The sequence below is a fragment of the Stenotrophomonas sp. FW305-C-20-S1 genome (genome assembly GCF_058783335.1).
Genome location: NZ_JBYTEK010000065.1, coordinates 1 through 12,645 on the forward strand (window position 1 = coordinate 1; position 12,645 = coordinate 12,645).

Genomic DNA, 12,645 nt, shown 5'->3' on the forward strand with positions numbered 1-12,645 from the left:
AAACCCGTCCATGGGGGCTTGGCCGCGGCATCCATGCCGCGGACACCCCCGCAACCGGACCCACCCCGCCTTCGACAATTTCCCGCTGCTGTTGGTGGGTGCTGACCGTTGGTCGGCACGCTGCGCTTGGTGGGTGCTGACCGTTGGTCGGCACGCTGCTCTTGGTAGGTGTCGACCTTGGTCGACACGCTTGATCCACGCCATGCATGAATGCTGCTCTCGAGGCGTGTGACGCGTCATTTCACCGGCGTCGGTTTTTTGGCCTATGGCTGCAGGGTCCAGCGGCCGGAATTCTGGCGCTGGCGTGGGGCGATGGGGCCGTCGTGCTGGGTGTAGATGAAGCGGCCCTGGTGGTCGGTCAGGCAGGTCAGCAGCAGGGTGTAGCGGGCGGGGCCGGCGGGGTGGGCTTCTGTCATCTGGATTTCCGCAATGTGCGGAGCCAGTTGCTGGTAACGGTAGCTGCCGCCGATGCGGAGGTCGGTGCCGAGGATGTGCAGCACGTACTGATTGCTGCCGAAGCTGACCTGCACCATGCGTCCGGCATTGGGGTTGTCCGGCTGATACAGCGGATCGCTGAGGTTGGTGAACTGGCGCTGGTCGAGTGTGGTGGGCAGCGTGCAGTTGGATGCTGCGGCCAAGGCCGGGCAGAGCAGGGCGGCAAGCAGAGTCAGACGATGCATGGCGGAACCTTGTTGGGATGTCCTTGCCATGCTCCGCGGTGCGGTTGCGTTGTCTGTAGGAAAACGTGCAAATGCAGCGAAATATTCTCGGTACCGTCGCCCATCATCCACGCATGGCGTGGATCTACTGAGCAATCCGGCCGCTGCCATGGAACCGTCGGGCCCGCCCGCGCATCAGGCGGACCCCCACAAACACCAACGCCCGGGCAAGCCCAGGCGTTCGTGCCCCCTTCATGCTGGTGACGCGTGTCAGCTGGCCAGTTCGGCCGCTTCGCGTTCGATGCCGTACTTGCGCAGCTTTTCCACCAGGGTGGTGCGGCGCAGGCCGAGCAGCTGGGCGGCGTGGGCAACCACGCCCTGGGTGCGTTCCAGTGCTTCGTTGATCAGGCCCAGTTCGATGTTGGCCATGTGGTTGCGCAGGTCCAGGCCGTCGTCCGGCAACGCGGCCGGCGCTGCGGCGCGGTTGACGGCGATGCCATGCTCGAGTGACGGCTGGTTGCCGCTGCCCGGGGTGTGGAACGAGAAGCTGCGCAGGTCCAGGCGTTCTTCGCTGGCGACAACCGGAGCGGCCGCGACCACAGCGGGTACGGCCAGCGCGGCGTCGCCGCGGTAGCGTGCCGGCAGGTCCTGCACGCGCACCGAGCCACCCGGGTGCAGCACGGCCAGGCGCTCGACCAGGTTGGTCAGTTCGCGCACGTTGCCCGGCCACTCGTAGCCGGCCAGCGCCTGCAGCGCTTCCGGGGTGAAGCGCACTTCGCCGCGACCGGTGCGCGCCAGCTGGGTGGCGATGGTTTCCACCAGCGCCGGCAGGTCTTCGCGACGCTCGCGCAGGGCCGGCACATCGATCGGGAACACGTTGAGGCGATAGAACAGGTCCTCGCGGAACTTGCCATCGGCAATGCGGCTTTCCAGGTCGCGATGGGTTGCGGCGATCACCCGCACGTTGCAGCGGATGGTCTGGTTGCCGCCGACGCGCTCGAAGCTGCGCTCCTGCAGCACGCGCAGCAGCTTGACCTGCATCGGCAGGCTCATGTCGCCGATCTCATCGAGCAGCAGGGTGCCGCCCTCGGCCATTTCGAAACGGCCTTTGCGCGCGGTCAGTGCGCCGGTGAAGGCGCCCTTTTCGTGGCCGAACAGCTCGCTTTCCAGCAGTTCGGCCGGAATCGCGCCGCAGTTGATCGCCACGAACGGACCGTCGCGGCGCGGCGAGCGCTGGTGGATGCTGCGCGATACCACTTCCTTGCCGGTGCCCGATTCGCCCAGCACCAGCACGGTGGTGTCGAACGCGGCGACCTGCTCGATCATCGTGCGCAGTGCGCTGACCGCCGGACCGTTGCCGGTCGGGCCCTGGTCCTGCACGGCACCGGCCTGGTGTTCGGCATCCAGGCGCTTGAGGCTGGCGCGGCGCAGCAGGGCTTCCATCTGTGCGTGACGCAGCGGCGCTTCCAGCGGCCAGATGTTGGCTTCGTGCAGGCCATGCCGCTGCGCGAACGCAGTCGCGTCACCGTCGGCCAGCAGCACCGGCGGCGGCAGGCTGCTGCCCCCCAGCCAGGCGTACAGGGCGGTGCTGGCGGCACTGTCGTCCAGGCTGCCGACGATCACCGCCATCCAGTCGTTCTGGCGCTGGCGCGTCAGGTCGAAATCGGCCGCGTCGGAAACCCAGCGTGGGTTGAAGTCCATGAATTCCAGCAGGGCCACGGTGCGCTCGGCACGCACCGCGTCGTTGTCCAGTACCAGGATGCGCGATTCGCTCACGACCGTTCCTCCCTGAGGCCTTCCAGGATCGGCATGACTTCCTGGATGTAGGACAGCTTGCTGACGAAGTTGTCGGCGCCGGCGCGCAGTGCGTGCTCGCGATGCTCGACGTCATCGAAGTGGCTGGCGATCACGATGTACGGGGCATCATCCTGCGACTTGATCAGGCGGGTGGCCTGCAGGCCGCCCATTTCCGGCATCGCCAGGTCCATCAGCACCACCTGCGGGCGCAGGCTTTCCGAGCGTTCGATCGCTTCCAGGCCGTTGCCGGCGCTGCCGACGATCTGCAGCCAGTCGATCTTGCGGAAGTGGCGCATGGCCGCGTTGATGAAGCCCTCGTGGTCATCGACCAGCAGAACTGTGAGCTTGTTCATGTCCAACATCCTTTTCAGCCCACCCGGGCCAGCTGCGGTTGCCTGGCGTTGACCCGGCGCCGTTCTCGGGCCGGGGCGATATCCAGTTGTTCGCGGTATTTTGCGACGGTTCGACGGGCAATGTTCACCCCTTGGCGGGACAGCAGGCCAGCGATGGCCTCGTCCGCCAGCGGGCGTCCGGCCGGTTCGGCGTCGATCAGGCGGCGGACCATGGCCTTGACCGCCTGGCCGGACACGCTGGCCCCTTCCAGGCGCACGGCGAAGAAGTGCTTGAGTTCGAAGGTGCCGCGCGGGGTCTGCAGGTACTTGCCGGTGGTGATGCGCGAAACGGTGGATTCGTGCATGCCGATTTCTTCGGCCACTTCCTTCAGGGTCAGCGGTGCCATGGCTTCCTCGCCACGCACCAGGAAGGCTGCCTGGCGCTCGACGATCACCCGCGCCGTGCGCAGCAGGGTGTCGTAACGCATCGACAGGCCGCGGCTGAACCAGCGTGCCTCCTGCAGCATCTCGCGCAGAGCCGGGGCCGCTTCGCCGCTGTCGGCCAGGGCCTGCTCGTACTGGCTGTTGATCGACACCCGGCGGCTGGTGGCCGGGTTCAGCGCCACCTTCCATTGTTCGTCGGCGTGCCAGGCGACCACGTCCGGCACCACCACTGCATTGCGCTCGGGCAGCAGGCTGTCGCCCGGGCGCGGCTGCAGCGACAGGATCAGGCGGACGGCTTCGCGCACGTCCTCGATCTCGGCATCGTGCTGGCGGGCGAGGGCGGGGTAGTCGTGCGCGGCCAAGGCATCGAGCGCGCCCTGCAGGATGCGCGCAGCCAGATGCCGGGCCGGCACCACGCCGTGCAGGCTGCACAGCTGGGCCAGCAGCGATTCGCGCAGGTCCTGTGCGGCCATGCCGGCCGGCTCGCCCTGCAGCAGGTGCTGGCGGACAGCTTCAACGCCGTCGGCATCGATGTCGAACTGCGCGCTGGCCAGCAGCTGCAGCTGCGCCAGCGGTGCCTGCAGGTAGCCGGCATCGTCGCAGTGTTCCAGCCAGAAGGCGGCCACGGCCAGTTCGTGCTCGTCCAGGTCCAGCGCCAGGCGCTGCAGCACGCGCAGCTGCGGGTCGCTCGACTCGCCAGCGGCGATGCGCGCCATGCGGTCGTCGTCGCCGTCCTGCCAGTTGGCGCCGGACACCTCCCACATCGAGGATTCGGGCAGTTCGTCGAACGCGGCCGTATCCAGCGTGGTGGTGGCCGGATCGGTAGCTTCGGCGGCGGGCGCTTCGGCGTCTTCGATTTCCAGCAGCGGATTGGAGTCCAGCAGGCGCTGGATTTCCTGTTCCAGGTGCAGGCCGTCGAGCTGCAGCAGCCGGATCGACTGCAGCAACTGCGGGGTGAGGTGAAGTTGTTGGCCCAGCTGGGTCGAAAGTGCAGCCTTCATCGTGGTTCCCCGGCGCCGCTCCCCGACGCCTTGTGGAACACATCTTGCTTTTGATCCGGCAAGGGCGGAATCGGGGGGTTCCTGAGGGTGTTGGTGGTGTTCCCGACACCGTGTAGGGAAAACCCCTACACAAGCGCGGGATTTTGACGATTACGCGCACCAAGTCATTGATTCGTGGTCAGCGGCCACGGCGGCAGGTCGTGCGTGCTGTACGGAATCCCGTCGGGATGCGCGTGGGTGACGGTATTTCGGCGCCAGCCCTGCCAGTGGCGCTGCGGCGTTACCGCCGACGCGGGGACGTCATTCCAGTTCGTGCTGGTGGCGCGCGGCCAGCAGCAGCAGATCATTGGCGCGACGGCAACCCAGCGATTCCATCATGCGTGCGCGATGGGTCTCCACCGTCTTGACGCTGATACCAAGATCGGCGGCGATTTCCTTGTTGCTCTCGCCCTTGCCGATGCGGCGAAGGATCTCGCGCTGGCGCGGCGACAGTGCGGCAATGCCGGTCGGTTTTTCGCGACCGAGCATCGGCGCCAGCATCTTGGCCGAGATCTGCGGGCTCAGGAATACCTGGCCTGCATGCGCGGCACGCAGCGCCAGTTCCAGCTCCTGCGGTGCGGCATCCTTGACCACGAAACCGACGGCACCCCGATCCAGGGCGTCGCGCACGTGGGCGGCGTCGTCGTGCATGGTCATCATCACGATGCGCGTACCGGGTGCGCGCAGGCGGATGTCGCTCAGCGCTTCCAGGCCGGTGCGGCCGGGCAGCGACAGGTCCATCAACACCACGTCCGGTGCGTGCTGCAGGGCCATCTGCAGTGCCTGTTCGGCATTGCTGGCCTCGGCGACGAGCTGCACGTCGGCAAACCCCTGCAGCAGCCGCGCCAGGCCGGCGCGAACCAGGGTGTGATCGTCGACGATGAGAACTCGCACAGGCACGCTGGAGGTTGGGGAGGGGGCTCCACCTTAACTTAGCTGAACGGGCACGCCAAGGGCTGTCCGTCCGCCTGCATGGTGGCAGATTTCAGCGTGCGCGGCGGGCCTCGGCCACCTGCCGGCGGTGCAGCCGGAACAGATGCCGTTCCATCGCCATTTCCAGGCCATCGCCGAGGCGATGGAAGCGCAGCCACAGATAGTGACCACCACCGCCATCGGCCGCTTCGGCGATGACTTCCACCGGCAGGTCGATATGGTCGGGCAGCCAGTCGCTGGGTTGCAGGCGGACAACGCCGGCCTGGCCGGGCGTGCTGCCGCTGCGTGGGCCCAGCTGCAGGCGGATGCCACGGCGCGACCAGCGCACCGGGCGAAGCGTTGGTTCCTGGCCCTGCTGGCGGATCAGGCGGCCGAGCAGGACCATGGTCAGGTCCACCTTGGCTTCCAGGCGCTGCAGCTGCAGGCTGGCTTCGCTGCGTTCCTCGTGTTCGTCGATGCGGCTGTCTTCGACCAGTGCCAGGCTGCGCAGCAGGCCTTCGGCACTGCTGGTCCGGCCCACTGCACTGCCGGCCTGGAACTCGGCGGGCAGGGCCAGTTCACAGCTGAGCGTTTCGTCGAACAGCTCGCTTTCAGCCGGGTGGTGCAGGGACGTGGTCGGCAGCACGGTCATGCCAGCGATTCTGCCTGCAGGTAGGCATGCGCGGCGCGAAGGGAGCGGCGGCCGTCCTGCATCTGCACGGAGACTGCGTCGCGACGCTGGCGCAGCAGGCCGAGCAGGCTCTGCTGGCGCTCCAGCAGGGCCGACAGCGGCGCGTGGTCGGCGCTGCCCAGCGGCTGGCTCAGCAGTGCGTGCAGGGTGCTGTCATGGCCATCGAGCAGGCTGTCGGCCTGTTCGAAGGCCTCTTCGTCGAGGGCCTTCTCGAAGGCATCCAGCTGCGCGTTGAGTTCAAGCAGGCTCATGGCGCCACCGCCGCGGGACGGCGCTGCTCGTGCGGAATGGCATTCCAGGCACCGTCGATCTCGCCCAGCAGCTGCAGCGATTCGTCCAGCGCGGCGCGGTCGTTGTGCAGGTTGGCTTCGGTCAGGCGCTGCAGCAGGTAGTCGTACAGCGCCGACAGGTTGCCGGCGATTTCGCCGCCGGCTTCATGGTCCAGCGAGCCGTTGAGGTGGGCGACGATCGCACATGCTTCGCCGATCGCCTTGCCCTTGCCGGCCTGGTCGCCCTGGTCGAGGGTGGCCTGTGCACGGCGCACGCGCTCCAGCGCGCCAGACAGCAGCAGCGCCACCAGTTTGTGCGGATCGGCATCGGCGACCGCACTGGTCACACCCACCTGGCGGTATTGCTCGGCGTACTGACGGCTGGAACCGTACATTCGTGATTCTCCCTTGCGCGGGGTGCCGGGGTGCGGTCGAAGGGACCGTTGACGCCGGCACTGCGATGATTGCTGTTGCGTCCGTTATCGGTGCGTACGGCGCCAAACTTGAGCGCCGTGCGTGTTTCCTCAGCGGTTCAACTGGGCCAGCTGCTGCTGCAGCGCGGTGTTGCTCTGCTGCAGCTTGCCCATCAGGCTGTCCAATGCCACGAACTGCTTCTTGTAACGGGCCTCGACACCGACCATGCGCGCGTCCAGGTCCTTGCGGCGCTTGTCGATGTTGTCCAGCGTGGTGTTCAGCCCCTTGGTGCGGGCGACGAAGGCGCCTTCCTTGCCAACCGTGGTGCTGACGTAGCCGTCCACCAGCGAATACAGCCGGCCAGCACCGCCGGTATCGCCGGTGACCGCCTGGCGGATCTTCTCCGGCTGCGCGGCGAGGGCTGCGGCGAACTTGGTGCTGTCCAGCACCAGGGTGCCATCGGCGTTGGGATAGCCGCGGGTCTGCAGGCCCAGTGCCTTGGCGTCCAGCTGGTCGCCTGCCAGGTCCTTGAGCACGCCGGACATCGTCGAGCGCAGCTGCGCGATCGCACCCCGCATCTGCGCATCGCCGGTCAGTGCGGCGGCTTCCTTGGTCTTCGCGTCGTACTTGGTTTCGGTGTTGATCGCCGCGATGGCCGCGTTGTAGGCGGTGACGAACTCCTGCATCACCTTGGTTGCGGCGGTGGTGTCGGTGCTGATGACGACCGTGCTCTTGCCCTGTTCCTTAAGGTTCAGGGTCAGGCCTGGCACGGCGTCGGCCACGGTGTTGCTGGCACTCACCACTTCCACACCATCAATGGTCAGCAGCGCATCCTTGGCGGGGCTGTTTTCCTTAAGGCTGCCGACCAGCGCGCCCAGCTTCGGATCACTGCCGGCGTACTCCAGCTTGATGGCACTGGCTGCGCCGGTCTTTTCCTGGGCGATGGACAGGTACTGGTTGTCGCCGGAGCTGATCAGCGTGGCCTGCACGCCTTCCTTGCGGCCAGCGGCGTCGATCTTGTTGCGGACGGTGGTGAGGGTGTCGCCTTCCTCCACCTGGATGTTCATGGTCTTGGCCTTGTCACCCACCCCAACGGTGAGCGTCAAGGTTCCGGCACCGAAGGTGTCGGTCTTGGGCATGGAGGTATCGGCGATCAGCTTGTGCGCCGATGCAAGATTCTTCACCTCGACCAGATGCGTGCCGTTGGACGCGGCAGCCTTCGTGGTGCCTACGTCGTACAGCGCTACGGACGCTGTCAGTACGTCGTTGGCATTGTTGGGGCCGGCCTTTCCTGTTGCGCTGACGGTGCGGGTGTCGAAGGCGGTGGTGGCCTTCAATGCGGTCAGGGCGGTCTTCAGCTTGTCGAAGGCCGAGGTGACCGTGCCGAGCGACGACAGCTGCATCTTGGTCTTGGACTGCTGCAGGTTCAGCGCATTGTCGGCCGGCTTGCGGTCCGCTGCGACCAGCTGGTTGACGATGCTGGAGATGTCCAGCCCTGAGCCAATGCCACCGTATCCAAAGTCTGCCACGTCGTTTCTCCTGGTATACGGGCCTGGCCGTCGTACGGCGGCCCGTCGTCAACGAAAATAGCGGCCTGTGCCGCTGGGTCTTGAGGACTTCGTTGATGCATGCGCCGTGCCACTGGCTGGTGGGGCGGTTCTGGCACGCCGGTTGCAGGAGGTCTGGGGCAGGGTGCGGGTGGGTTCACCGCGGGCTGCCGGGGGTCTGTAAAAAACCCTCCCCCAATGCAGGGGAGGGATCAGGCTACTGACAATCGGGGGGAGACGAAGCCGCCCGGTACGTACAGTCAACATGCACAACGCTGAAAGAGAGGTCCGCAGGGGCGGGCGATGCCAAGCCGGTTCGGGAAGCTTCCCGGGCCGGGCATGGCCGGCACCTGAGTACGCCGTGGCTGTCGGGTTGCCGCTACCGTCGGTTCAACCCGACGGTAGCGGCGCCTTCTTGCCGTGGATCAGCGCAGCAGGCTGAGCACGCCCTGCGGCACCTGGTTGGCCTGGGCCAGCATGGCCGTACCGGCCTGCTGCAGGATCTGGGTGCGGGTCAGCTCAGCGGTTTCCTTGGCGAAGTCGGTGTCCTTGATGCGGCTGCGCGACGCCGACAGGTTTTCCGACGAGGTCTGCAGGTTGGCCACCACCGAGGTGAAGCGGTTCTGGATGGCACCGAGGTCGGCACGGGTGCTGTTGATCGCACCCAGGGCCTTGTCGACCACTTCCAGCGACTGCTGGGCGCCGAGCACGGTGCTCACGTCCAGCTTCTGCACGTTGGCCGAGGTATCGGTACCGGCGGTGTAGGCGCCAGCGGCAGCCGCGGTGCCCCAGGTCTTGCCGGTGGCATCGTAGTCGCTGCGCATCAGGGCGATATCGGCAGCGGCAACAGCCTTGCCTTCCTTCACCGAGCTCAGCTTCAGCGTGCCGTCGGCATTGGCTTCGGCGTAGATGCCGGCTTCGCCGAGCTTGGCGTTGATGGCGGTCGCCACGGCCTTGGATGCGTCGGCCGTGGTGGCACCGGCCTTGACTTCAACCGTGCCGATGTCCACGCCCATCACCGTGCCGGAGAAGCGGGCACCGTCGGTGCTGGCGGCCAGGGCAGCGGTCGCGCCGGTGGCGAAGGTCGAGGTGCCCAGCGAGCCAGCCTTGGCGTCGATGGTCTTGTCGATGGCGATGGCCTGGCCGGCGTTGGCGCCGACCTGGAACAGCTGGCTGGAGAACGAACCGTCCAGCAGCTTGGTGCCGTTGAAGTCCGACTGCTTGGCGACGCGGTCGATTTCCGAAACCAGCTGGGTCACTTCGGCCTGCAGTGCCTTGCGGTCGCTGGCCGAGTTGGTGGCGTTGGAGGCCTGCACCGACAGCTCGCGGACGCGCTGCAGGTTGTTGCCGATTTCGGTCAGCGAACCTTCGGCGACCTGGGCCAGCGAAATGCCGTCGTTGGCATTGCGGATGGCCACGTCGGTGCCGCGGATCTGGGTACCGAAGCGCTCGGAGATCGCCAGGCCGGCCGCATCGTCCTTGGCGCTGTTGATGCGCGAACCGGAGGACAGGCGCTGGATGGTGGTAGCGAGCGAGCTGCCGCTGGTGCTCAGGTTGCGCTGAGCATTCAGGGACATGGTGTTGGTGTTGATGACTTGTGCCATGGTGCTTTTCCTTTGGCGAAGGTGGAACGTATTTCAGGAACCGGGCGGCAGCTCAGCCGCCGCCCGGTGGTCGATCAAGGAGCGGATCAGCGCAGCAGGCTGAGCACGCCCTGCGGCACCTGGTTGGCCTGGGCCAGCATGGCCGTACCGGCCTGCTGCAGGATCTGGGTGCGGGTCAGCTCAGCGGTTTCCTTGGCGAAGTCGGTGTCCTTGATGCGGCTGCGCGACGCCGACAGGTTTTCCGAGGAGGTCTGCAGGTTGGCGACCACCGAGGTGAAGCGGTTCTGGATCGCACCGAGGTCGGCGCGGGTGCTGTTGATCGCACCCAGGGCCTTGTCGACCACTTCCATTGCCTGCTGTGCACCCTTGACGGTGCTGACGTCCAGATCGCTGGCGAACTTCGAGGCCGGTGCCGCCGCAGCGGTGGTGGCGGTGAAGGTCGGGGCGGTGGCGCCAGTCCAGGTACCCGGCGTTGCGGTGATGGCCTTGAACGAGCCGTCAGCGTTGGTGCTGTCCTTGACCGAAGTCAGGGTCACGCCGGTGGTGCCGTTCACTTCGGCGTAGACGCCGGTTTCGCCGATCTTGGCGTTGATCGCGGTCACCAGTGCTTCGCGCGAGGCCTTGCCGGTGGCAGCGGCGTCGGCGCCCTGCTTGACCGAGACGTCGGCGATGGCCACACCGTTGATCGACAGGCCGCTGGTGCTGAAATCAGCGTTGGTGCCCGGATCGGCCAGGGCCAGCGCGTTGGTGTCGAACTTGGCGCCACCCAGGGCATTGGCCTTGGCATCGATGGTCTTGTCGATGGCGATGGCCTGGCCGGCGTTGGCGCCGACCTGGAACAGCTGGCTGGAGAACGAACCGTCCAGCAGCTTGGTGCCGTTGAAGTCCGACTGCTTGGCGACGCGGTCGATTTCCGAAACCAGCTGGGTCACTTCGGCCTGCAGCGCCTTGCGGTCGCTGGCCGAGTTGGTGGCGTTGGAGGCCTGCACCGACAGCTCGCGGACGCGCTGCAGGTTGTTGCCGATTTCGGTCAGCGAACCTTCGGCGACCTGTGCCAGCGAGATGCCGTCGTTGGCATTGCGGATGGCCACGTCGGTGCCGCGGATCTGGGTGCCGAAGCGCTCGGAGATCGCCAGACCGGCCGCATCGTCCTTGGCACTGTTGATGCGCGAACCGGAGGACAGGCGCTGGATGGTGGTGGCCAGCGAGCTGCCGCTGGTGCTCAGGTTACGCTGAGCATTCAACGACATCGTGTTGGTGTTGATTACTTGTGCCATGAGGAGAGGTCCTTGAGCGGTTGCACGTGAGTTGGGTTAGACGCCCCCGACGTGCCCCGGGGGCGGCTCATGTCAGCGCTGCAACAGGCTGAGCACGTTCTGCGGTACCTGGTTGGCCTGGGCCAGCATGGCCGTACCGGCCTGCTGCAGGATCTGGGTGCGGGTCAGCTCGGCGGTTTCCTTGGCGAAGTCGGTATCGCGGATGCGGCTGCGCGATGCGGACAGGTTCTCCGAGGAGGTCTGCAGGTTGGCGACTACCGAGGTGAAGCGGTTCTGGATCGCGCCGAGGTCGGCGCGCACGCTGTTGACCGATTCGAGGGCCTTGTCGACGATCGACATCGCCTTCTGTGCGCCTTCGGCCGTGGTGACGTTCAGGTCCTTGACGAAGCTGGCCGTTGCACCGGTCAGCGTGCCGCCGTTGGTGCTGGTCTCGGTCAGGCCCAGGCCGGCGATGGTGGCGGCGGTGGCGCCGGCCGGCGGGGTCGCCGCGCTGACACCCAGAGCGAAGGTCTGGCCGTCCTTGACCGAGGCCAGGCTGACCACGCCGGCGTTGACGGAGGCGACCACGCCGGTTTCGCCCAGCTTGTTGTTGATCGCGGCTGCGGTGGCCGAGGTGATCGATTCGCCTGCCTTCACGGTGAAGTCGCTGACGGTGACCGTGGTGGCGGCGCCGCCCGGCGGGGTCACCGAGATCTGCAGGCCGGAGTAGGTGGTATCGGCGGTGGCCTTGTCGGCTGCAGCCAGGCTGGTGCCGGTGTAGACGTTGGCGAAGCTGGCCGCGCCCAGCGAATCGGCCTTGGCGTTGACCACGCTGTTGATGGCGATGGCCTGGCCGGCGTTGGCGCCCACCTGGAACAGCTGGCTGGTGAACGAACCGTCCAGCAGCTTGGTGCCGTTGAAGTCGGCCTGCTTGGCGACGCGGTCGATTTCGCTGACCAGCTGGGTCACTTCAGCCTGCAGCGCCTTGCGGTCGCTGGCCGAGTTGGTGGCGTTGGAGGCCTGCACGCCCAGTTCGCGGATGCGCTGCAGGTTGTTGCCCACTTCGTTCAGCGAGCCCTCGGCCACCTGGGCCAGCGAGATGCCGTCGTTGGCGTTGCGGATGGCCACGTCCAGACCACGGATCTGGGTGGTGAAGCGCTCGCTGATGGCCAGGCCGGCGGCGTCGTCCTTCGCGCTGTTGATGCGCAGGCCGGACGAGAGGCGCTGGATGGTGGTGGCGAGCGAGCTGCCGCTGGTGCTCAGGTTGCGCTGAGCGTTGAGCGACATCGTATTGGTGTTGATTACCTGTGCCATGGGGTCGTCTCCTCTTATGTGGAACCCGTTGGTGAATGAAACGAAGCGCCGCCTGATTTTTTTGTTTGGCTGTGTGCTTCGCCGTTGCCAAATGAATAACGGCGCTTTGTCAACAACCTTTAGCCGGGAATTTCGTTGCAACCGAATTTCGTCGCTGAAAGCTGTTTTTCCGGGGATTTCCGCCCTGGAGAAGCGTCAAGGCAACTCCTGGTAGGGGCGGTCGGGCATGCCCAACCCACGCTGATGAAGGTATCGGCGGGGGCCGGCTGGGCTTGATGGGCGATCTCGCAACATCCGCCGGGCATGGCCCGGCGCTACCAGAGCCAGCGCTTCGGAACATCCGCCGGGCATGGCCCGGCGCTACCA

12 protein-coding genes are annotated in these 12,645 nt (G+C 66.5%); all 12 read right to left on the bottom strand.

The annotated features are described in order from the left end of the window. Positions 1-263: 263 nt before the first annotated feature. Entirely contained in the window at positions 264-680 is a 417-nt protein-coding gene (locus AC3WTC_RS20035; RefSeq protein ID WP_080148827.1) for a hypothetical protein, read from the bottom strand. Positions 681-929: 249 nt separating this feature from the next. After that, complete coding sequence (locus AC3WTC_RS20040) at positions 930-2,435, bottom strand: sigma-54 dependent transcriptional regulator (RefSeq protein WP_025878999.1); 1,506 nt, start codon at positions 2,433-2,435, stop codon at positions 930-932. Beyond that, the gene (locus tag AC3WTC_RS20045; RefSeq protein WP_025879000.1) at positions 2,432-2,809 is read right to left on the bottom strand and encodes a response regulator; all 378 of its coding nucleotides are present in this window, start codon (positions 2,807-2,809) and stop codon (positions 2,432-2,434) included. The genes AC3WTC_RS20040 and AC3WTC_RS20045 overlap by 4 nt, the downstream gene beginning before the upstream one ends. Positions 2,810-2,823: 14 nt before the next feature. Then, a complete protein-coding gene (rpoN, locus tag AC3WTC_RS20050; RefSeq protein WP_080148826.1) occupies positions 2,824-4,233 on the bottom strand; it encodes an RNA polymerase factor sigma-54 in 1,410 nt (469 codons plus the stop codon). 300 nt (positions 4,234-4,533) lie between these two features. Then, positions 4,534-5,166, bottom strand: coding sequence for a response regulator (locus tag AC3WTC_RS20055; RefSeq protein ID WP_025879002.1), 633 nt, complete (start codon positions 5,164-5,166; stop codon positions 4,534-4,536). 91 nt (positions 5,167-5,257) lie between these two features. Then, positions 5,258-5,836: a PilZ domain-containing protein gene (locus AC3WTC_RS20060; RefSeq protein WP_025879003.1), complete on the bottom strand. Its 579-nt coding sequence runs from the start codon at positions 5,834-5,836 to the stop codon at positions 5,258-5,260. Continuing rightward, entirely contained in the window at positions 5,833-6,126 is a 294-nt protein-coding gene (locus AC3WTC_RS20065; protein ID WP_025879004.1) for a hypothetical protein, read from the bottom strand. The genes AC3WTC_RS20060 and AC3WTC_RS20065 overlap by 4 nt, the downstream gene beginning before the upstream one ends. Then, the gene (gene fliS / locus AC3WTC_RS20070) at positions 6,123-6,539 is read right to left on the bottom strand and encodes a flagellar export chaperone FliS (protein WP_025879005.1); all 417 of its coding nucleotides are present in this window, start codon (positions 6,537-6,539) and stop codon (positions 6,123-6,125) included. The genes AC3WTC_RS20065 and fliS overlap by 4 nt, the downstream gene beginning before the upstream one ends. Before the next feature lie 129 nt (positions 6,540-6,668). Then, positions 6,669-8,087: a flagellar filament capping protein FliD gene (gene fliD, locus AC3WTC_RS20075; protein WP_492712389.1), complete on the bottom strand. Its 1,419-nt coding sequence runs from the start codon at positions 8,085-8,087 to the stop codon at positions 6,669-6,671. Positions 8,088-8,530: 443 nt separating this feature from the next. Next, positions 8,531-9,709: a flagellin gene (locus AC3WTC_RS20080; protein ID WP_032974833.1), complete on the bottom strand. Its 1,179-nt coding sequence runs from the start codon at positions 9,707-9,709 to the stop codon at positions 8,531-8,533. Positions 9,710-9,795: 86 nt separating this feature from the next. Beyond that, positions 9,796-10,986, bottom strand: coding sequence for a flagellin (locus AC3WTC_RS20085; protein ID WP_032974832.1), 1,191 nt, complete (start codon positions 10,984-10,986; stop codon positions 9,796-9,798). Between the two features lie 72 nt (positions 10,987-11,058). Continuing rightward, positions 11,059-12,279, bottom strand: coding sequence for a flagellin (locus AC3WTC_RS20090; RefSeq protein WP_025879099.1), 1,221 nt, complete (start codon positions 12,277-12,279; stop codon positions 11,059-11,061). Positions 12,280-12,645: the final 366 nt, after the last annotated feature.

Bases quoted from the DNA above. Each gene is read 5' to 3' on its own strand.
- AC3WTC_RS20035 (WP_080148827.1), bottom strand. From the start codon at position 680: ATGCATCGTCTGACTCTGCTTGCCGCCCTGCTCTGCCCGGCCTTGGCC.
- AC3WTC_RS20045 (WP_025879000.1), bottom strand. From the start codon at position 2,809: ATGAACAAGCTCACAGTTCTGCTGGTCGATGACCACGAGGGCTTCATC.
- rpoN (WP_080148826.1), bottom strand. From the start codon at position 4,233: ATGAAGGCTGCACTTTCGACCCAGCTGGGCCAACAACTTCACCTCACC.
- AC3WTC_RS20060 (WP_025879003.1), bottom strand. From the start codon at position 5,836: ATGACCGTGCTGCCGACCACGTCCCTGCACCACCCGGCTGAAAGCGAG.
- AC3WTC_RS20065 (WP_025879004.1), bottom strand. From the start codon at position 6,126: ATGAGCCTGCTTGAACTCAACGCGCAGCTGGATGCCTTCGAGAAGGCC.
- fliS (WP_025879005.1), bottom strand. From the start codon at position 6,539: ATGTACGGTTCCAGCCGTCAGTACGCCGAGCAATACCGCCAGGTGGGT.
- AC3WTC_RS20080 (WP_032974833.1), bottom strand. From the start codon at position 9,709: ATGGCACAAGTCATCAACACCAACACCATGTCCCTGAATGCTCAGCGC.
- AC3WTC_RS20085 (WP_032974832.1), bottom strand. From the start codon at position 10,986: ATGGCACAAGTAATCAACACCAACACGATGTCGTTGAATGCTCAGCGT.
- AC3WTC_RS20090 (WP_025879099.1), bottom strand. From the start codon at position 12,279: ATGGCACAGGTAATCAACACCAATACGATGTCGCTCAACGCTCAGCGC.